Source organism: Sphingobacterium sp. UBA5670 (genome assembly GCF_002420705.1).
Lineage (GTDB): Bacteria > Bacteroidota > Bacteroidia > Sphingobacteriales > Sphingobacteriaceae > Sphingobacterium.
In genome coordinates this window covers 89235-112233 of record NZ_DIIM01000032.1, presented here as the reverse complement: position 1 = coordinate 112233, position 22999 = coordinate 89235, and the positions used below count along the sequence as shown (strand labels likewise).

General features: G+C 43.5%; 11 protein-coding genes and 1 pseudogene. 9 read left to right on the top strand and 3 right to left on the bottom strand.

Going from position 1 to position 22999, the window contains the following annotated elements; translation table 11 throughout:
• Positions 1-9 precede the first annotated feature (9 nt).
• Positions 10-951 (bottom strand): glycosyltransferase, encoded by a 942-nt coding sequence (locus tag B3C94_RS22915; RefSeq protein ID WP_293908166.1) that lies wholly within the window; start codon positions 949-951, stop codon positions 10-12.
• A 474-nt stretch (positions 952-1425) separates the two neighbouring features.
• Here B3C94_RS22915 and B3C94_RS22910 point away from each other — a divergent pair, with 474 nt between their 5' ends.
• The 3 genes from B3C94_RS22910 (at position 1426) to ligD (ending at position 6666) form a co-directional block, all read left to right on the top strand.
• Positions 1426-1632 carry a hypothetical protein gene (locus B3C94_RS22910; protein ID WP_293908163.1) on the top strand — a complete coding sequence of 69 codons (207 nt, stop codon included), beginning with the start codon at positions 1426-1428 and terminating at the stop codon, positions 1630-1632.
• A 63-nt stretch (positions 1633-1695) separates the two neighbouring features.
• Entirely contained in the window at positions 1696-3813 is a 2118-nt protein-coding gene (locus tag B3C94_RS22905; RefSeq protein WP_293908161.1) for a mechanosensitive ion channel family protein, read from the top strand.
• A 150-nt stretch (positions 3814-3963) separates the two neighbouring features.
• On the top strand, positions 3964-6666 hold the full coding sequence (gene ligD, locus B3C94_RS22900) for a DNA ligase D (protein ID WP_293908158.1): 2703 nt from the start codon (positions 3964-3966) through the stop codon (positions 6664-6666).
• Positions 6667-6749: 83 nt separating this feature from the next.
• Here the strand turns inward: ligD and B3C94_RS22895 are convergent, their stop codons facing one another.
• Entirely contained in the window at positions 6750-8591 is a 1842-nt protein-coding gene (locus tag B3C94_RS22895) for a PAS domain-containing sensor histidine kinase (RefSeq protein ID WP_293908156.1), read from the bottom strand.
• A 189-nt stretch (positions 8592-8780) separates the two neighbouring features.
• Between B3C94_RS22895 and B3C94_RS22890 the strand changes: the two genes are divergently transcribed.
• Positions 8781-9437: a response regulator gene (locus B3C94_RS22890; RefSeq protein WP_293908154.1), complete on the top strand. Its 657-nt coding sequence runs from the start codon at positions 8781-8783 to the stop codon at positions 9435-9437.
• A 207-nt stretch (positions 9438-9644) separates the two neighbouring features.
• Here B3C94_RS22890 and B3C94_RS23490 read toward each other — a convergent pair.
• A pseudogene (locus tag B3C94_RS23490) lies at positions 9645-9968 on the bottom strand (alcohol dehydrogenase catalytic domain-containing protein); the annotation flags it as partial.
• 343 nt (positions 9969-10311) lie between these two features.
• Here B3C94_RS23490 and B3C94_RS22875 point away from each other — a divergent pair.
• The 5 genes from B3C94_RS22875 (at position 10312) to B3C94_RS22855 (ending at position 22952) form a co-directional block, all read left to right on the top strand.
• Positions 10312-10980 carry a DUF6766 family protein gene (locus tag B3C94_RS22875; RefSeq protein ID WP_293908150.1) on the top strand — a complete coding sequence of 223 codons (669 nt, stop codon included), beginning with the start codon at positions 10312-10314 and terminating at the stop codon, positions 10978-10980.
• A 108-nt stretch (positions 10981-11088) separates the two neighbouring features.
• Entirely contained in the window at positions 11089-15099 is a 4011-nt protein-coding gene (locus B3C94_RS22870; protein ID WP_293908148.1) for a hybrid sensor histidine kinase/response regulator transcription factor, read from the top strand.
• 181 nt (positions 15100-15280) lie between these two features.
• Positions 15281-18148, top strand: a complete 2868-nt coding sequence (locus B3C94_RS22865; protein WP_293908146.1) for a TIM-barrel domain-containing protein — start codon at positions 15281-15283, stop codon at positions 18146-18148.
• 25 nt (positions 18149-18173) lie between these two features.
• On the top strand, positions 18174-21311 hold the full coding sequence (locus tag B3C94_RS22860) for a SusC/RagA family TonB-linked outer membrane protein (protein WP_293908144.1): 3138 nt from the start codon (positions 18174-18176) through the stop codon (positions 21309-21311).
• A gap of 12 nt (positions 21312-21323) precedes the next feature.
• Entirely contained in the window at positions 21324-22952 is a 1629-nt protein-coding gene (locus B3C94_RS22855; RefSeq protein ID WP_293908142.1) for a RagB/SusD family nutrient uptake outer membrane protein, read from the top strand.
• The last annotated feature ends 47 nt before the right edge of the window (positions 22953-22999 follow it).

Here is a 22999-nt window from a genome sequence, read left to right as displayed (position 1 = left end):
TAAAATGTATTAGTTAATTTTTTTATTGATTAAGTATTCCCATTGTTGCGTAAAGCGGGTGATATCAAAAAGCTCCCGGGCTTTATGCTGTGCATGCGCACTTAATTGTTGCGCATGAATCGGATCGCATAGCAACCTATTCATCTCGATAATTAGCTCATCGACATCTAGTCCGATATAGCCGGTTTTTCCATTTTCGATAACAGTTGATAGTTCCGTCGTTGCTAATCCAATTATCGGGAGGCCAACCATCATTGCCTCGCAAATTGCTAAGCCAAGGCTCGTGTAACGTATTGGACTAAAAAAGAATCGATAGTCTTTAATGAAATCGGGCAATTGTGGATGCAGCACTTCGCGCTTGCCGTATGGCGCGTTATCCATACCGATGATATCAAGTGGTACCTGCTTCTGTACACGCTCAAAGATATCGCTGCCAAGCATACGTCCGCGGGAAGGAAGATTATTGATGACAACAATGCCTTTTTTTAGGCTACCATTATAGGTAACGCCGTGGGTATCTACTCCATGGCTGATTACACGAACATCTGGAATGTTTGTTTTCCACATTAGATTGTTAAAATGCGTAACATGGACCAATGTGACCGCTGGATTCGTTACAGGGTGGATTTCATCACAGGGATGATGCCATGGCGGGTCATGTTCGATATAAATCTTGGGCAATAGTTGCTGTAATTCTGACAAGATCATGTATTGATCTTCCAGGTAATTTTCATCACATTGAAATAAGATAAGATCGAACTCAAGATGACGTACTTCATTAGCAGGTACTTCGATGACATTTTCACCAAAAGGAAATGTGTCGCCTCTTCCAACGTATCGGGGTCCTCTTTCGGGCGTGTAAGGAATATACAGAGTATAATCTCCTTGTGACAAATAATATAAATAGGAGCCATGAATATGCCAGGTCAGGATACGGGGTTTTTGTGCCATAATTTTTTTTATTTAACATTCCCTCGTATGTCCATGTCGGTAACTGCCATAGATGGAGGTTATGCATTCTAAACCTTTGTTCGATGAACGGTTGCAAGAACAACTTGGTTTAATGGACTAATACCCAATTATATGTATGAAGTACTATATTCTTTGTATTAGTCCTATAAAGCTTATTTCATTGACAGATGATTATTGCGTCAGAAGAAAATGATATGGATTTTATCATTTAGTACTCCAGGAAATTGACAGGGGTCATCGGATCCCTGGTTAATCACTTCACTTTTCATCAACAGCTAAAGTAGATTGTAAACGTGATGCATCAATAAAATAAGTTGGTTTTATAGAGTTATTTATACGGTGCGTACTAGTACTGCTAGTGGCTGATTTTTACCCAAAATTTGCTGACGGACAACCTTTCCGTTTTTTGTACTGTTCAATCTTCGAATAGTTCGAAACTTAAACTCATTAGATATGAAAAAAATTAGTGTATTGATATTGGCAGTCCTCGGTCTTTGGGGATGTGGCAATAGTAGCAACAAAGGAAATGACGCAAATGGGAGCTATGACTCTTCCACGCATGTGGACGATGGGCAGTCAGGCGCGATGGCCAATGACTCTTTAGGCCGAGACAGTACAGATTCTTTACAGAGACAACCTTCGCCGGCTAAACCTGACTAAAGAATAAAGTTGTTAAAATAAAAAAAGAGAATGGTAAAAAGTATAAATTCAATCATTTGTTCAATGCTGAGGCTAAGCTGGATACTCCAACTTAGCCTCTTTTGTTCCCTTGTTTCTGGTCAAAAGATCGATTCACTGCCCGCAGCAGTCGATTCGGTAGGCGTGCGTGACTCACTGCCAGATAATCCGCTGGCCACCGCACGAACGTATCTTGAACAATGGCGCAGCCAAGTCGATCATTATTACACAGCATTTGACAGTGTAAAACGTGAGGTGGCCTGGCAGCGTAGAGAGGATAGAGGAGGGGTAACAGGTGTCCAAGGCTATATCCGGGAGGTTAAGCCTGCTGTACTGTTGTTACGTGGCAAAGTAGATGTGCTAAGGAAGCAAACGGTGCCACAAGACTCAACTGCATCCTCCTGGAGCGCTGTCCAGGATAGTGTAGCGACCCTGCAACGAGATATTGAGTCACTGTTATTGGATATGGATGATCTAAGCACCAAAGCACAACAACAGCAAAAACTTGTTCAGGCGCCACAAACTGCAGCATCCTGGAGTTATTGGAAAAGCATCATACAAAAGAATCTGGAGCAGGACGGTTTGTCACAACGCTATTATGATAGTGCGTGGGACGGTCGTTTCCTTCTGCTGATATTGAGCCTTGCTTATTTCTATTGGCTTTATCAAATGCGAAAGCGCGAAATCGGATCGCAAGAACAGCTTCCTTTACATCGAAACAAACCTTGGTGGATCCCTATTCTAAAATTCGCCGTTTTTTTTCTCGTTCTTTTGCCACTCACCTCTTTTCGGGTTCCCGTAATTGTAATCGAATTGAGTTATTTATTGATTTTTGGCTTTTTGTACCTGCTCACTGCCGCACAGTTGTCAGATGCTAAAATAAGGATGATGCAATTTGTTTTCCTTTATTACGTCCTCTTGCTGACCGTAAATCTGGTGGTGGACATAGACTGGATTTCGAGGATCGCTTCGTTAATGGTCGGTGTGATCGGCATCTGGCTTGTTTGGGTGCTTGGGCGGAAAAAAAATGGCAAAGTCCCTTTCGATTCCTTGCGCCCTTTTGCCCGTTGGGGGCTTTTAGTAATCATGACGGCGGCTATACTATTTAATTTGTTCGGCTTCTTAAATTTAGCACGTACCTGCAGTATTGCTACTGGTGTGGGCTTACTCCAGGCTCTGTCGTTGCATGCTTTTCGGGATATGATGGCCCATGATCTGCTTAATTCCTATGAGAATGCTAAAGAAGGACATTTTATAAGCAGATTTGATAAGGAAAAGATGATTACCGCTTTACATCGTGTAATCGGACTTTTTTCTACGATATTGGTCATTATTATTTGGGCCAATACGTTGCATATAACCAGTGAGATCCGTAGACTTTTTGATCGTCTGCTGCACAGTAACCACTCCATAGGAAGCATCACTTACACCTATGGTGACGTGCTCTTAGCCTTTGCTGTTGTCTGGACGGCAAACTGGATCCAGAAGAATTTAAAGGATCTGCTTGATCAACCAGAGGCAAAGATAAATCAGCGGCGCACAGCCTTGCTACCGCTTGTCCGCGTGGTTATCTTTATTGCCGGCTTTTTGATAGGGATCCGTATTCTAGGTCTGGGAGTTGATAAGCTTACTGTTATTGTTGGAGCACTAAGTGTCGGAATCGGTTTAGGTCTTCAAAATATTATAAATAATTTTGTTTCCGGCGTTATTTTGGTGTTCGAACGTCCTTTTAAAGTTGGGGACTATGTGGAACTTGCCGACAAGAAGGGGCAGGTTCTGCAGGTGGGTATCCGTTCCAGCACTTTACTGACTGATCAGGGGGCGCAGGTAATTATTCCCAATGGAGATCTTCTTTCGGGACGTCTGGTCAACTGGACATTTGAGGAATCGGATATTCGCTTGAATCTTCAACTTACCATTGTAACGGGCCGCGATATTGAGGAATGGAAAAAATGGCTGGCGGAGAGTATTGTCGAATTTCAAGAAATTGATCATAGTCTTCCTATAAAGATTCTTACAAAAGATATTACAGCAGAAGCCTATGTTGTATCGATTCAAGTAGGTATACAGCATGTACAACAAATAGAAAATTTTCGAAGCAGCTTTCTTGAAAAGGTAAAAGCTGAAGCAATGCTTCATGATTCTAAAGTTTCTTCCGCCTAGCTCTTCGTCAAATTTCCTATGAAAGAAAATAGTTGAATCTAAAATCCAACCATTCGCAGACGAGCCATGTTATTTGCATAATAATGTAATTCCAATGGTAGTCAATGCTGGAAGATTACCTTAATAAGTGACACAGTAAATTTTAAAACTATGGGCTTAACGAAATACCGAGAAAAACGCGCTCCTGGAGAGACGCCGGAACCATTTGGAGGAAAACCCAACGGGAAGGAGCTCCGCTTTGTCATCCAGAAACACGATGCATCGCATCTCCATTATGATTTCCGTCTGGAGATGGACGGCGTTCTCAAAAGCTGGGCCGTACCAAAAGGTCCGTCCACAGATCCCGAAGTAAAGAGGCTGGCCATGATGGTCGAAGACCATCCTTATGATTACCGTAATTTTGAGGGAATTATTCCAAAAGGTCAGTATGGTGGCGGGACGGTTATCGTCTGGGATGAGGGAACCTATGAGCCAGTCGATGAAGAGGATACGGATATTTCAAAACAGGAGAAGAGTTTACTGCATCAGCTACATTCAGGAAAATTGAAGTTTAGACTGAATGGCAATAAGCTCAAAGGTGAATTTGCGCTTGTGAAGGCTCATGGAAGGGGAGATAACGGTTGGCTTCTTTTTAAGCTGGAAGATAAGTACGCCAATAAAAAGGATATTACATTAAAGGACAAATCGGTTATATCGGGCAAGAGTATTGCACAGATGGAAAAATCACCTGACAAGATATATGGAAAGAATATCATCAAAAAAGATACGACCGTAAAGGATAAAAAGGGTAAGGGTGCTAAGCAGGCCGCTGAAATTATTGAAGATCAGCTGCAGGCAGTGCCCACTGAAACCAAAACAGAAAGTAATGTGGCAGCTCTTCTGAAAAAGGCTCCCAAAAAGGCTTTCTATCAGACTTTGGAGCCTATGCTTGCCACATTGGTTGACAAAGCTTTTGACGATCAGGGCTGGGTCTATGAAGTAAAATGGGACGGCTACCGTGCTGTAGCCTTTAAGAAAGGCAGTAAGCTAGAACTAAAATCAAGAAACGGTAAGAGTTTCAGTGAAAAATTCTACCCGATCTATGATGCCCTAAAAAGTCTGGATGTGGACGCTGTACTGGACGGTGAGATCGTCGTGCTGGGTAAAAACGGTACGGCAAATTTTGGCTCACTTCAGAACTGGCGTAGCGAAGCGGATGGAGATCTTGTCTATTACGTATTTGATATCCTCTGGTATAAAGGAAAAGATCTCAAAGAACTGCCGCTTATAGACCGTAAGGAAATCCTGAAGGAAGTTTTACCACAAAGCAGCAACATCTTGATCAGCGAGCATTTTCATACTTCGGGCATTTCCTTTCTGGAAGAAGCCAGAAAGCTTGGACTGGAGGGTATAATGGCAAAAAGAGCCGACAGTCCATATTATGCAAAGGCCCGTTCAAAGGACTGGCTTAAAATAAAAGCCAACAAAAGACAGGAAGTTGTCATCGGCGGTTATACGCTGAATGATGATTCGAGCAAGCTTTTCAGCAGTATTCTTGTCGGAGTTTATGAGGGGAAAAAATTGATCTACACCGGAAAGGTCGGTACAGGATTCAATGAAAAATTACAGCATGAGATGATGGCCCTTTTTAAACCTTTAGTCATCAAAAAAGCACCATTTGCCGAGGAACCTGACGTCAACAAACCCTCGCGTTTCCGTCCCAATCCGCCGCATGCTTCGGTAACCTGGCTCAAGCCTGAGCTGGTCTGCGAAGTAAGCTTTACGGAAATTACAAGTGACGGTGTGATGCGGCACCCGTCATTTGATGGAATGCGCGAAGATAAATCAGCAAAAAAAGTGATAATGGAGGAGGAAACATCAACGGAATCAGTTGTTGCGGATAAAACCGCTTCGCTCGTCAAAGCTAGAGCAGACAAAGGAAGAAAAACCTTGCTGAACCCAAAAGATAAAATGCAGGTTCGGAAAGTAAACGGCCATGAACTAAAATTTACTAATCTGGATAAGGTGTTCTGGCCAGATGAGGGCTATACGAAGCGGGATCTGATCAATTACTATTATCAAGCTGCGCCCTTTATACTTCCTTATTTAAAAGATAGGCCGCAGAGCATGAACCGTTTTCCAAATGGAATCGAAGGGAAAGGATTTTATTTTAAAGACGTGACCGATACTGCTCCCGACTGGGCGGAAACATATCTTTACCACAGTGATACGGATGAAAAGGACAAACATTACCTGGTTGGAAAAGATGAAGCAACCTTACTTTATATGGCCAACCTGGGCTGCATCGAAATGAACCCCTGGAGCAGCACAGTCAAAAAGCCCGATCATCCAAGTTTCTGCATAATAGATCTTGACCCTGATAAAAATTCATTCGACCAGGTAATCGAAGCTGCCCAGGTAACAAAAAGTATACTTGATGATATGGGGGTGCCGTGCTACTGTAAAACCAGCGGTTCGACAGGTCTACATATTTATATCCCTTTCGGTGGGAAATATGATTACGAGCAGTCCAAGGAATTTGCGCGCGTGGTGGTTACCTTGCTGCACAATGAACTCCCGGATTATACGAGTCTTGAAAGGACAGTAAAAGACCGGAAAGGAAAAATGTACCTTGATTTTTTACAGAACAGACCCCACGCTACAATTGCTGCTGCGTATTCGGTAAGACCGAAACCTGGAGCTACAGTATCGATGCCGCTGCATTGGGATGAGGTGAAGAAGGGGCTTAAGATCAGTGATTTCAATATCCGGAACGCCATCGCAAGGATGAACGAAATGGGAGATATCTTTAAACCGGTACTTGGAAAAGGAATCGATCTGAAAAAAGCAATTGCTAAATTTTCAGAAAAATAGAAAAAGGCAATTCGCACGGGATTGACACATCAAAAAAGAATGAGTTTAGATAGCGGGGTTATGCTGACGAATTGCCTATATCGCTACAGATCAAAGTAAAAGGTTGATCCTTTACCTTTGGCACTTTGCACCTGTATTTCTGAGCCATGCTGGCGAAGTATTTCCGCAACCAGGTACAAGCCGATTCCAAAGCCGGAGATATTGGACGTATTTAAATTATCGACACGGTAGAACGATTTAAAAATATTCTGTTGATGTTTAAGGTCTATACCAATACCTTCATCCCGAACGTATATGCGTGTTGTATCTCCCGATTTATCGGTACCGACGGTGATCTTTCCTCCCGAAGGGGAGTATTTCACGGCATTGCTGACCAGATTGCTGATCACCTGATCGATCTTTGCCCTGTCGGCAAATAGGTACAGATCTGGATCACAGAAGATTTCAACAGGGTGTTTTTTTGAATCGAGATCATCCGTACAGTCCCTTATCAGTCTTTCCAGCTGGAAGTTGGTTTTCTGAAGCTGAAGCTTACCTTCTTCAGCTTGGGCAATACTTAAAAAGTCTGCGATCATCACCATCATCTTTTTAATCTGGGATTCGATCTTTACTGCCATCTGGGCACTTTTCTGCCCAAAGATATCTTCATGGAGCTGCATCATCTGAGCGCTCATCAGCACGGTAGTGAGGGGAGTTTTAAGTTCATGGCTGGCCATGGATATAAATACATTCTTCCGCTTTTCTTCCTGTTTTTTTTCGGTGATGTCCCGGGCAATTTTTGAAACACCGATAATCTCTCCATGCTCATTTTTTATGGGAGATATAGTCAGTGATAAGTCGATCAATTTTCCAGACTTTGTTTGGCGGACAGTCTCAAAATGTTTAATGGAATGTCCGAGGCGCATTTTGCCCAAAATATAATCCTCTTCAGCGTGTCTGTCGGGCGGAATTATTTTTAAGATCGGCTGTCCGATCATTTCATAGGAAGTATAACCGAAAAGAGTGGAAGCGGCATCATTCCAGCTGGTAATTATCCCCTCCAGCGTCTTTCCGATGATCGCATCGTAAGAAGAATTTACGATAGCTGCGAGTTCAGCACTTTTTTCCATGGATTTTTTCTGATCTGTGATATCCATAATAGTTCCTATGATCCTTCTTGATGTCTTTGGCCCACTGAAGTAGGCAAGACCTGTTATCTTAACATATCCAATGGTAAAGGTTTTCGGTTTAATGACCCGGCAGGTAAATTCAAAATGATCTTCGGCCCCGTTTTCACTGAGCCCCTTCATCTGCTGGTAGATGGCAAAACGATCCTCCGGATGAATAATTTCTATCACCGTATTTTTAGACTGGGCGGGGTAAGGCAATTCAAGTATTTGCTGTGCCCTTTCGGATAAATTGACAATTTCTTTCTGAGCGTTCCAGTCCCAGGTTCCCAGTCCCGTGGAAGCAAGGGCAAGGCGCAGACGTTCTTCCTTCTCGCGTAGTATTGCCGTCAGCTTATCTTTTCTTTGTTCAGCACGAACTGCTTCTGTCACGTCTTTTGTAAAGCACATGGAATGAACGAATTCATTATCTTTCATTAGCGCACTGGAATTTATGGTGACATGTTTTATGTCCCCATTTTTGCATTTTAGGGTCGCTGGATAATTTTCAATGCGCTCGTTGTTTAAGAGTTTCCTCAGGATAGAGGAAATTGTGTCCTGATCAGCATGAAATGACGCTATGCTGGTCCCAACATATTCCTTCTCAGTGTAGCCGAGCAAGTCAAGCTCCGCCTGATTGGCCCAGATGATAATGCCATCGCGATTTACCCAATGAAGGGCCAAAGAAGCTCTATCAATAAATTCTGAAAGTTCAGCTATTTTGTTTTTCAGTTCGATATTTTCAGTTGCCAATTGCTCAGCTGTAGTGGGACTGTTCATAGATATCTTAAGTTGATATTGATTCAGACAAAATTACATAATACAAGATACTTAAAGGAAAGTAAAAATACGTAGGGTAATAAGTAAATATTACAATATTTAAAATAGGAATATAAAATTATCCAGTTATGAAAAAATGGCAAGCAAATTGAGTGTAATTCCGCAAAACATACCATTTTTCTACTAAAGATGTATAAAATATTACTTGTCGACGATCACACCTTGGTCAGGAATGGCTTGCGACTAATATTGGAGTCACATAAGCAGTTATCCATTATTGGAGAGGTGGGAGACGGATTTCAGGCGCTGGAATTTCTGGATAAAAATGAATTGCCAGACCTTATACTTACTGATATTAAAATGGAAGAGATGGATGGCATTACAATGATCCATAAAGTGAAGGCCAAGTATCCTGATCTTGACATTGCTGTCTTATCGATGGTTGAGGATAATAGTACTGTTGCTGATGCATTTAGGGCCGGGGCAATTGGCTTTTTATCCAAAAACTCAGATTATGATGAGCTTGTAGCGGGTATAGTACAAATATCTCAAGGTAAAAGATATATTTCTGTGGAAATAGGTCTTTCGCTTCTCGATCATTTTCAATTCAACAAACCTATTAATATCGATAAAGAAGCTATTTATCATCGCTACGATATTTCTGAACGGGAATTAATTATTTTGGAACTGATCTCCCGTGGTTTTACAAACGCTGAAATAGCAGATCAGATATTTCTGAGCAAACGTACGGTTGAAGGCCATCGGCAGCAGCTGATTGATAAAACAAAAACAAAAAATACGGCTGATCTGGTGCGATTCGCCTTTCAGAACAAACTTCTTCAATAAAATGCTTTTATTGATCGAATGAGCAACTGCAAGGAAAACTCACTTCAAGTTCTCAGCAAAGCTGCTTATCTTGAAGCGAGTTTTCCCGGTTGCTCTTTCTTAGGGTTTTAATACTGCTTTAACGCAATCGTCTTCTTTCTCGTTGAAAATCTGATAACCGTGCGCAGCTTCAGCAAGTGGAATGCTGTGGGGCCCGTAATGTTTAAAGTTTGAATTCTCACAGGCGGGAGACGCTTCATGCGTACAGAAAAAACATTTTCCGCAAGCAATCGGAAAGGGGACAACTACACGGTCGCCTTTTTTAGATTTGTGATTTCTGAACCTACTTCCTCCACGATCCCCATAAATTCGTGCCCCATGATCATATTTTCCTTTTGCGGAACTGCACCGCTTAAAATATGTAGATCAGAGCCACATATTTTAAGCGGTGGCGGTCACTCTTAGAATTACATCCCGAGGATCAAGTATACTTGGATCAGGTACATGATCGACCCTGATGTCGCCGGGCTTATGGAATACTGCTGCTTTCATAATTTATATTTTAGCATTTGAATGCATTTAACCAATTATTAATCTGTGTTCTAGGGGAACTCATCCAAAGTAGATTTGGTTCGATAAATAATGGTGCGTAATTGTTCACATCTTGATTAAGGGTATTTCTCTCCTAAGATGAAGTATATGTAACATATCGATGTGCCAAACCTTTATGTTTTTGGTGCTGTTCAGGGTGAAAGGATGATTCATTGAATGCAGGTGATTGCCGGTAATAACTTGGTTTTGTGATTGAAAATTCAAATCAGGTTGTGATGGGCGGATAATAACTGACATTTAAATAGCGAGTTAAAGCGATTATCAAATTTTTTAAATGATCACCATGAAGAACAAAAAGCAAAGTTATTTCTATAGGAACAGCCTTTCCATTGTATTTATTATTTTATTTGTATCAGCACTAGGCGCTCAGGCATTTTTTGGATGGAAAGAAAACAATGAGAATCTGAAAGATCTGGGGGCTCCAGAACTCCTATTTTCTGCATATTTGAGAAGCGGTCATTTTTTCTCATCAACATTTGAAAATTTCCAAAGCGAATTTCTACAAATGGCACTTTATGTAATGCTGACAATTTCTTTGCGGCAAGTGGGGTCTGCAGAATCAAAAGATCCGGAAAAACCCGAAGAAGTTGATCGGCTTCCCGATCCAACCCGAAAAGATGCGCCGGGGCCGGTTAAGAAAGGGGGATGGCGTTTAATTCTTTATCAAAATTCGCTATCGATTGCCTTTGTTGTCCTGTTTCTTGTAAGTTGGGCAGGCCATCTCTACGGTAGTTTTAAAGATGCCAACCTGCAGGAAAGCTTGCAGGGAAAACCCGAAAAAAGTTTATTAGATTTTCTAGCAGAACCCCAGTTCTGGTTTGAAACTTTTCAGAATTGGCAAAGTGAATTTCTTTCGGTCGCTTCGATTGTGATATTAACAATCTTTCTCCGGCAAAAAGGATCTCCAGAATCGAAACCTGTGGATGCCGCTCATACTGAGACAGGTAAATAGATCTAACAAAATGGCCAAAACAAGTTGGTATACAGGTAAACCGTTAAAAAGAATGCCCAGATTTGCTGGATTTGCTCAATTTTTGTATCATTGGGGAGATCATAACCAATGCAGCAGCTTAAGTCTTTTTTATACGCGTATCTCGGCCTTTTTCTTTTCCTTTTTGTAGGTCAATCTCCGGCATGGAGCCAGGTCAATACCTATGCGTTTAAAACCTTAACTTCTGACCAAGGCTTGGTTCATAATCACGTCAACTGTGCCCTTAGGGATAAGAACAATTACCTGTGGTTTGGTACCGAGTCGGGCCTGAGCCGATTTGATGGGGTACAATTCACAAATTTCCGATATTCTGCCAGTAAGCACACAGGCCTGAGTGGAAATGTGATTTCAGCAATCTTCGAAGGACCGGAAGGCAATGTCTGGATCCGGACCAACAACGGGATGAATGTGTATGATCAGCGCTCAGGCATCATCCACCAGCACCTGGATTCTATACTGAACAGCTTGAAGCTGCCCGTCAAAGACGTACACAGCGTAAGGCCGCTGGAAGGGCAGACCTTTGCGCTATTGTATAGCGATCGTATGCTGGTCTTGTACGACGGCCAAACCAAAACGTACCGTACTGTGCCGCAACTGACCAAAAACAGCCGAATTGCGGATGTGATAGGGGGGCAAGGGCAAACGATCTGGGTAATCTACGAAAATGGCCTGCTGGGCCACATCGATACAAAGTCACTGCAACGTATCAAAACCAGCTTATTGCCGATCAGCAATAAACGAGTAAACTATAATCTATTTGCCGACCGGGAGGGGATCTTATGGATCTTTTCAAAGGATATTCCAATCGGTGTATACTGGCTTGACTCAAAAGATGGGGCAATCCGGCATATTCAAAAAGAACTGTCCAATCCCTTTGTAGGCAATATCGTGCAAGACGATAAAGGACTTCTCTGGCTGGGCACAGACCATGGTGGCATCAATGTCTACGATAAGAAAACGAAAAGTGTCGAAATCATCGGCAATGATAAATATGACTTACGAAGTCTGCCTTACAATAGTATAACGTGCTTATATCGGGATAAATCGGGCATTATATGGACGGGAACGTATAAAGGGGGCATCAGTTATTATCATCCCAATCTACTGTTATTCTCTTTAATCAGGAACTACCCGGGGCTTCCCAAATCGCTTCCTTTTGACGATGTCAATAAGTTTGTAGAGGATCGCAAAGGCAATCTCTGGATCGGGACAAACGGCGGTGGATTGCTCTATTACGATATCCGTCAGAAAACCTTTATGCAATATCTGCATGATCCTCACGATCCCAATAGTTTGAGCTCCAATGTGATTGTTTCTTTATTGCTGGATACGGAAGACAGGCTGTGGATCGGAACTTACCGGGGCGGTATGTGTCGATTCGACGGCAAAAGTTTTAAGGTTTTCCACCGTGACTCGGCTCCCGGAAAATTGAACGACGATAGCGTGTGGGAAATCTATGAAGATAGTCAGCATCGGTTTTGGATAGGAACGCTAAGTGCTGGCTTGTACCTGTTCGATAAAAAAACAGAACAGTTTTCGAAAACATATACACCGCAGGGCCAAACCATCAACAGCAATTATATCTCTGTCTTATTTGAGGATTCGAAAAAACGGCTCTGGATCGGCACAGCTACGGGGTTGGCGTTATTGGCTCCCGACGGTAGGATAAGCTATATCAATACATCCAGTTCGCCCATGAAACTCATGAATGATCTGATTTATGATATTAAGGAGGACAAGGCCGGTCGCATCTGGATAGCGACACAAGAGGGACTGCATGTAATCGACGGTACGAAAATAAGCTGTCTCACGCAGCATGATGGGCTCAGCGACGATGCGATCCTGGCACTACTGGTCGATAATCAGGGCGGGATATGGGCTTCAACAAACAAAGGTCTGTCGGCGATTGTCGGCAAGGGGCAGGCAGAAAAGTTTATCATTCGCAATTTTACGCAGGAACTGGGCCTTCAGGGGAATGTATTCAATGAAAATGCCGCTTTAAAAATGCGGGACGGAAGACTTGTTTTTGGTGGGCCAAAAGGGTTCAATTTTATCGACCCTACAAAAATTAGCCACGAAAGTGAACTGATCTTGCCGCTTTTGTCCAACCTCTATTTATTCAACAAACGGGTAGCTGTAGGTGAGGAATTTTCGGGTCGGGTCATTTATGATCAAGCCCTGAATAATCTCAAGGAACTGAGCCTTCCGTACAATCTAAATGCTCTTTCACTGGAGTTCTCTACCTTTGACTACCTACAGCAGCATAATGGACTCTACCAATATCAGCTTGCTGGTTTAAGTGATGAATGGTTTGATTTTGAACCGGGGACCATGCGTGCCAACTTCACCAATCTAGATACCCGCAGCTACAGCTTATATATTCGGCATGCCATCGATTCGAATAGCTGGTCGGAGGGCGTGCTGCTCCTGACAATCGATATACAGCCGCCTTTTTGGCGTTCTGCCTGGGCCTTCCTTTTCTATGCCTGCCTGATCGTGGTCGTCCTGTGGGCTTATTTTTATCTGACAAAACTGCGCGTCAAGACGCGCAATCAACTTTACCTCGCCCAGGAACAGGCGACACAGGCAAAGGAGCTGGATGCTTTAAAAACACGTTTCTTTACCAATATTAGTCATGAATTCAGGACTCCGATCAGCTTGATTCTGACCCCAGCACAGCAGCTGCTGGAGGAAGAACAACATCCAGAAAAAAAAGCTGACCTAAACCTGATCAAGAAGAATGCGGACCGCCTCCTCAAATTGGTTAACCAACTGCTGGACTTTAGGAAATTAGAGAAAAGTGAACTGGAACTGAGCGAGGAATATGGCGATCTTATGGGATTTATCCGCGAACAGCTTGACGCCTTTACTGGAATGGCTCAAAGCAATCAGATCTCCCTGCAGGTCAATATTGCCCAAGACACATACCCGGCGTGGTTCGACAAAAACAAACTGGAAAGTATTATTTTCAATCTGATGTCGAATGCGATCAAATTTAGTCCGATATCCGGCATTGTGACATTCAATGCCGAAATAAATGAACAAGAAGCAGGAAAGGTACTGCTTATTGAAGTTCAAAATCAGGGTACGGCGATTCCAGAAAATCTACAGTCCCGTGTTTTTGAACGTTACATACAGCTGGATGTGCCAAATGGAAAACTGAATCAGGGTACGGGCATCGGGCTCTCCATTGTCAAAGATTATGTCGAATTCCTGGGGGGAAATATCAGGCTGAACAGCAACGCGCAATGGACGACATTTTATGTTCAACTACCTTTAAATAAGGTCGCATCGAGCACTGATCCCGCCGAAAGCAATAAGCAGGATAAACCCGCTATTTTATTGGTCGAAGATGATATTGACTTTCTTTATTACCTGGAGCGGACCTTAAAGTTAACTTATGTAATCTACTCTGCAAAAGGTGTCAATGAGGCTAAATTAATTTTAAGCAAGCAGCAAGTTGATCTTGTTATCACCGATCTCAGCCTGCCCGGAGAGAGCGGGTTGGATTTTTGCCGCTATATAAAAACCCAGTCTAAGCTGGTCCATATCCCTGTGCTGATTGTAACGGCGATAGTCAATCAGAAAATTGAACTGGAAGCCTTGCAGGCGGGTGCTACAGATTATATCAACAAGCCTTTTAATATTGACCTGCTGCGTTCAAAATTAGCGCAGATACTCAATCAGCAGCAGACAATGGTAAAACGGTATAAAAAACAGATCAATGTCAATCTGGCGCAGCCCGATGTCGCATCTGCTGATGAACAGTTTATCCGTGCGCTGGTAAAGGAAATTGAAAAGGATCTCAGTGACTCTTCGCTTTCTGTCGAACTGCTTGCCAAAAGAATGAACATCACCCGCGTAGGCCTTTATAAAAAGGTTCTTGCCATCACGGGTTATTCGCCGATGGAATACATCCGGCATATCCGGCTCAAACGTGCCATGCATTTAGTTCAGAACTCGAAATTGTCGATAGCTGAAATTGCTTATGAAGTGGGATTCGGAAATCCAAAACAGTTCAGCAAATATTTTAAATCTGCATTTGGAAACCTACCGTCTTTTTATCGAAAAAACCTGTAATTCATAGGTTTAAAGCTGATTGTGCCTTCAAATAATTCCTTACATGTTAACAAAGTAACCCCCAAAAGTTAACAAAATATACCCCTTATACAACCGGTTGCATTCTATATTTGATCAGTTCTTTCAATAGAAAGGACGTATAATAACCAAGGGAATATAATAACCAATAAATCTTATTTAAATGCGCAACTTAACGTACGCTTTAAGTGGTCTGATGCTCTTCGCGATCGTGCAGCAGGGATTCAGCCAGACGAATAAAGCTCATTATGAAAAAACACCTACCGGTATTAAGGTTAGTTTCAAAAATTCGGAAACCTCCATTGATCAGGATGTCTATATGGATGTTGTGACCGATAAGATTGTGCGTGTCACCGCTGTTCCTACAGGGGCCGCTTTACCAAGCCAAACAAGTTTAGTCATCGTCGATTCACTGCGTCGACAAGTGAAATCTTTAGCAGTAAGCTCGACCGACTCCACCGTCAATTTAAAAACAGCCAATATGCAGGCTGTCGTTTCTTTGGAGAGTGGCAAAGTAGCGTTTTTTGATCTAAAGGGGCAATCCATCCTTAAAGAAGCAAAGCGAAATTCAAGTTCTTTCTTAGCCGATAGTTATCAGGGAGATGCATTTTATCACCTTAACCAAGACTTTATTGTCAATGCTGAGGAAGGGATCTATGGACTCGGCCAGCATCAGAATGCCGTGATGAACTATAACCGCGGAAAACAGGTTTCGCTGTTGCAGTACAATACAGAAATCGGAATCCCCTTTTTACTGTCCACCAACAACTACGGTATCTTATGGCACAATTATTCGATTACAAAAGCGGGCGATGTGAGACCATTATTGCCCTTAAATGCTTTTAAGCTGCAGTCTAAGGAAGGTGAACCTGGTTGGCTCACAGCAACCTATGTAAATCGAAACAAGGCCAACGAGGTCTATTTATCTCGGCCGGAATCGATTATTGATTATGGCTATCTAACGGATCAGCACAAGTTTCCAAAGGGAGTAAATCTGGCCGACAGTAAGGTTATCTATGAGGGAAATTTCTCGTCGCCCTACACGGGCAGGCATGTGCTGCATTTTAAATATTCGGGTTATATGAAAGTCTGGATTGATGGTGAAGAAGTCGCCGACCGCTGGCGGCAATCCTGGAATGCTGGTACTTTTGAAATAGAAAGGGACCTGCAGAAAGATAAGACGCACCAGATCCGAATGGAATGGATACCGGATGGGGGCGAATCCTATTTTACCTTAAACTGGCAAAGCCCTATTCCCGAAGCGCGTAAAAACCTTTTTTCCTTTAATTCGGAAGCCGGCGATGCCATTGATTATTACTTCGTTCAGGGGGAGTCAATGGATGAGGTCATTGCAGGTTACCGCTACTTATCCGGCAAGGCACCGATTATGCCGCTTTGGAGCTTTGGATTTTGGCAGAGCAGAGAGCGCTACAAGACGCAAGCGGAAATTGAAGAGGTCGCTGCTGAATTTCGCAAACGCAAGATTCCGATCGACAATATTGTGCAGGACTGGTCTTATTGGGCTGAAAATGACTGGGGCAGTCAGAAATTTGATTTAAAGCGTTTTCCAGATCCGCAGGCCATGGTGAAGAGGCTGCATGATCAGCACTTTAAGATCATGATTTCGGCCTGGCCCAAAATCAATGAGGAGTCTTCCGTATACCAAGAATTTAAAGCGAACAAATGGATATATCCCCGCAATATCTATGATGGCAGAAAAGACTGGATCGGAAAAGGTTATACTTCGACCTTTTATGATCCTTTCAACAAAGAAGCTCGCGATGGATTCTGGAAATTGTTGGACAACAACCTTTTCAAAATCGGGATCGATGCCTGGTGGATGGATGCCAGCGAACCTGATATTCACTCCAATATCGATCTGGATGAACGAAAGTCGGTTTTTCAGCCGAGTATAGGATCATCTGTTCGCTATTATAATGCGTTCCCTTTGCAAAATGCCAAGGGCATCTATGAGGGCCAGCGTGAAACGGATCCCAACAAACGGGTATTTATTCTGACGCGATCCTTTTTTGCGGGGCAGCAGCGCTATGCCGCGGCGGCCTGGAGTGGGGATATCGCTTCGAGATGGCATGACATGAAAGATCAGATTGCAGGGGGTATCAATTTCTCGATGTCCGGTACACCGTATTGGACAATGGATGCCGGTGGCTTTTTGGTTGAAAATAGGTTTCACAAACCCAATGCGGCAGATTTGGAGGAGTGGCGGGAGCTTAATAGCCGCTGGTATCAATACGGTACATTCTTGCCTTTGTTCAGGGCGCATGGACAATTCCCATATCGCGAGCCATACAATATTGCACCGGCAGATCATCCGGCCTATAAAAGTATGACTTATGCGATCGGCCTAAGGTATAAATTACTCGCCTACAACTACAGCCTGGCGGCAAAGACTTTTTTTGAAGACTATACGATGATACGTGGGCTTGCTATGGATTTCCCACAGGACAAAGATGGATTCAATAGCAATGACCAATATCTTTGGGGCCCATCCTTGCTCATCAATCCAGTTACAGAAAAAGGAGCGACCTCACGAAAGATACACTTCCCGAAAGGAGCCAGCTGGTATGATCTATACAGTGGCAAGATGATAGCAGGTGGACAGGATATGCTTGTGGCTGCACCCTACGAACGTATCCCTGTCTATGTGCGGGCCGGAGCTATATTACCCATTGGACCTGTCATGCAGTATACGACGGAGAAAAAGCCAGATGTACTGGATCTATATATCTATGCCGGAGCAAATGGTCAGTTTTCACTCTATGAAGATGAAGGGAGCAACTATAATTATGAAAAAGGAAAATACAGCCGTATTGATTTCAGCTACGACAATTCGACACAGACACTGTCTTTGGCCAGCCGTCAGGGGGATTTCGAGGGTATGCTGACCAAAAGAAAGTTTAATATCATTTTTGTCAGCGATAGCAACGCCGTCGGACTGGATGTTTCATCAAAAAAATCAACAGCAGTAACCTATATAGGGAAAGCCTTGCAAATCAAATTAAAACAATAAAAAACCAATTTATAAATCAAGACATATGATAAGCAAACAATTGTTGAGCAGGGGCGTGGCCGTCGTGGTCATGACCAGCGTGACCTCTCTGGTCTGGGCACAATCCTTTACAGGATCGGTTGTTTCGGCTGATTCAGGCTTGCCAATCGTGGGAGCGAGTATTGGCGTAAAGAATCAGAAGATTTCAACAAGCAGTGATGAGTCGGGCAAGTTTTCACTGAAGGCCAGCACAGGTACTATATTGACCATTACTTACGTGGGGTACAAAACGGAAGAAGTTAAAATTACCGGCCCCAATATGGTAATCCGCCTGCAGCCGCAGGCTTCCGATCTCGAAGAAGTGGTGGTCATTGGCTACGGTGTACAAAAGAAAAAATTGAATACAGGAGCCAATTTGAAGGTGGAGGGTGAAGAATTGCAGAAACGCAATCAGTTGAACCCGCTGCAGTCGCTTCAGGGGCAAGCACCTGGTGTGTCCATTACATCAACTTCCGGTCAACCGGGAGCAGATATGAAAGTCGTCGTCCGCGGATTGGGGACAATCGGCAATTCGGGTCCGCTGTACGTTATTGATGGCGTTCCGGGGGGGGATATTTCGGTCTTGAATGCGGCCGATATCCAATCTATCGACGTACTTAAAGACGCGGCTTCGGCTGCCATCTATGGGTCGCAGGCGGCAAATGGAGTGGTCCTGGTCACCACAAAAATGGGCGCAGCAGGCAAGAATGTGCTGTCGTTTGATGGCTATACAGGCATTCAGAACGTTTCGCGTAAAGCGAAATTACTGGATGCAGATCAATACAAGCTGATCATGAATGAGCAATCACTGAATTCGGGAGCCGCGGTGATTGATTTTAACAGCATGGAAGGTTTGGCCAATACCAATTGGATGGATTACATGTTCAAGGATAATGCAAAAACGGATAATTACAATGTTGGCCTGACCGGTGGCAATGAGAAATCCACCTACGCCTTATCAATGAACTATATTGGTCAGGAAGGAATTGTGGGCGGCAAGGACGTTTCCAACTATCAGCGTTATGGTTTCCGGACGAACTCGGAGCATAAGCTCTTTGATAACTTTGTGAAAATAGGGCAGCACCTCAACTTTAACTACATTAAAAATAGAGGCATCAGTGTCGGAAATCAGTACAGCAATACCCTGCGCGGTGCTTTTGCCACTTCGCCCTTGTCGCCGGTGTATTCGGATAATGGCTTGTACGGAAGTCCTTTCAATGATACCTCCAATTCACCTTGGTACAATGGGGATAGCAATCCATATGGGGTGATGATGACCAATTCGAATAATGCCAATGATGGTCAAAAATTACTGGCCGATGTATTTGCGGAGATTGAACCGATCAAAGGCTTAAAGGTCCGTTCACTGCTGGGGTTCAATTATTATGCTTCGGAATACAGAAGTTTTACACCCTTATATCGGTTCTCTATCTACACCTACAACCAGGATCATACAACGACCTCACAGAACATGAGTAAGGGGCATACATTGACCTGGACAAATACAGCTTCCTATGACTTTGATATTCACACGGATCACCGTTTTTCGGCCATGATCGGTATGGAGTCGCTTCGTTACCAGGGAACTTACCTTTCGGGTTCCAACTGGAATCTGCTTTCGCAGTTCAACGATTTTGCACATGCCTATCTGGACAATACTACAGGCCAGGCACACCTGGATGAAAAAGGTAATGTCGTCGAAACACGTACAGTGTCTGGAAAACCGGAGAACATCACCCGCAGGGTCTCGTATTTTGGACGCCTGGGCTACAACTATAAGGAAAAGTACCTATTGAATGCTACATTGCGTGCCGATGGATCTTCTAAATTTTCGCGCAGCAACCGCTGGGGATATTTCCCTTCGGTATCGGCAGGCTGGGTAATTTCTTCGGAAGAGTTTTTTAAAGAGCATTTAGCGGCTGTAAACTTCTTTAAACTCCGTGCGTCATGGGGGCAAGTTGGTAACCAGGATATCGCTGATTTTCAGTATGCGGCCCCCATCAGTACCTCAACAGGCATTACATCGTCCAACCCCGGAGCACATTATGTCTTTGGAACGAGCAACAATAACATTGCCGGGGCTTATCCGAGCCGTTTATCCAATCCGAATCTGACCTGGGAAACTTCCGAGCAGACCAATATCGGATTTGATGCCAAATTTGCGAACAGCCGTTTGGATGTCGTTGCCGACTTTTATGTTAAAAAGACCAAGAACTGGCTGGTTACCGCGCCTGTTTTGGCGACAACCGGAACGTTGCCTCCCTTTATCAATGGCGGTGACGTAAAGAATACAGGTGTGGAGCTGGGACTAAATTGGGCGGATAAGATCAATGAAGTCAAGTATCGTCTTGGGGTAAATGGTGCCTATAACAAAAATAAGGTGGGACAGATACCAACTGAAGATGGAATTATCCATGGACAGACAGCCATGTTATACGATAACTCGGAAGAATTTTACCGTGCCGCAAACGGCCTGCCCATTGGCTACTTCTGGGGGTATAAAACGGACGGTCTATTCCAAAACCAGGCCGAGATCGATGCCTGGAAAACAGCCGGGAAGGGCATCCTTCAGGCGGATGTAAAACCAGGTGATGTGAAATATGTAGACCAGAACAGCGATGGCATTATCAATGCCTCGGATAAGACAAATCTGGGCGTGGGTATGCCTAATTTTACTTATGGATTTAATATTGGACTGGATTACAGAGGATTTGATTTCTCGGTGAATGCTTACGGTTCCCTCGGAAACAAAATTGTGCAGTCTTACCGCAATCATGCCAATAAACAAGCAAACTATACCACAAGAATATTAGATCGATGGACCGGAGAGGGTACTTCCAGTTCGATTCCTCGTGTGACGGAAACCAACGTCAATTGGCAGTTTTCAGACCTTTACATTCAGGATGGAGACTTTCTTCGGATCAGCAATGTGACCTTAGGTTATGATCTGTCGAAGCTGGTCAAATGGAAGTACGCCAATCAGATCCGCTTCTACGTACAGGGACAAAATCTGTTCACCTTCACCAAATATGATGGAATGGATCCTGAGATCGGTTACGGAACCGATGGTTGGGTATCGGGTATCGACCTCGGTTACTATCCAAGGCCAAGAACGGTATTATTTGGCCTAAATGTTAAATTCTAAACACAAGAAATCATGAAAAAAACGAGCTATATCTATCATTCCATGTTATTTGGGTCCTTAATTTTAGGATCGTGTTCATCTAGTTTTTTGGATGTCGAGCCGATGACAAGCGTTTTGGAAAGCAATTTTTATAAAACCGTCGCCGATGCAGACATGGCGCTGGTTGGTTGTTACGATGGTTATCAACGGACGACCTCCAATGGGAGCCAGTCTTTCTATCTGACAGCAGAGGTGGCTGCTGACAATTGTTTTGGCGGAACAGGTACTACAGACGGTCGCTCATTTCAGGCAATAGACCGTTTTGATATTGCGCAGTCCCAATCGGACAACAATATCTTTGACGGCACCTGGTCAGATTATTATGCTGGAATTTTTAGGTGTAATACGCTGTTGGGAAAATTGGACGGCACTGATTTTTCGGGCAATACAACTGCACGGGCACGTATAGAAGGGGAAACGAAATTCCTGCGGGCCACCATGTATTTTGATCTCGTCCGCCTATTCGAAAACATACCTTTGTTAACGAGTCCAACCAATGAGAATATCCCGCAGTCGGACCCCAAAGCGATTTATCAGCTGATTGTTTCCGACCTTAAGTTTGCAGCTTCAAACATTCCTGCAACAGCTTACCCCAAATCAGCTGCGGCAACCAATGATGGCCGGGCAACTCCTTTTGCTGCAAAAGCGCTATTGGCCCGTGTCTATCTATTTTATTCGGGCTATTATGGAAAGGAAGATATTGGTATCTCCAAAGCCGAAGCCCTTGCAGGCTTGGAAGATGTTATCAGCAGCGGCCAGTTTGCGCTGGTAGCTGATTTCAAGAATCTTTGGCCAGCAGCGAGCTATATTCCGAATGCTAGCAACAATACACTTGATATCTCCAAATATGCAGGTAAGGGGAATGCTGAAGTTGTATTTGCACAGAAATTCAACAATACATCGAATTACAACGGTTATGTTGATGGCAATCGCTGGGTGGTCTTTCTGGGCCTACGTGGTAAAAATTGGTCGCCTTATGGCCAGGGATGGGGTGCATGTACGGTAAGCAAAAAATTCTTCAGTGAGTTTGACAACACTGATACGCGCAAGACTGCTTCAATTATTGATATTGATGGCGAGAAGATCACGGGATTTGACCTGAAAGATCAGCGTGAGTATACAGGGTACGCCATAAAAAAATACGCCCCCACAGCATTGCCGGACGGTACCAGCAATACAGGTGGAGATAAGGATATGCAACTATCCCAAGACCAGGATTACTTTGTGATCCGCTACGCTGATGTCTTGTTGATGGCGGCAGAACTTGGTTCCGCAAATGCACAGAAATACTTTGACGAGGTACGGAAAAGAGCGTATAAGGCCAATTTCGTATCGTTGGCAGTTTCAAAAAATAATATTCTGAAGGAAAGAAAATTTGAATTTGCTTTTGAAGGTGTCCGCTATTGGGATGTATTGCGGCAGGGGTTAAATAATGCGGCTTCTACACTGGAAACAACAGAAGATGTGCTCAGCGGTTCGGTACCGGAGAACGTCACCGTGACTAAAGAGCGTTTTCTCACAACGAAAGGATTTATGCAGATTCCAAACAAGCAGATTACTCTATCTAATGGCGTACTGAAACAAAATGCCGGCTGGAACTAGACAAAAGCGTAGTAGAATTTGCTATCCATTGAATTATAACTAGACAA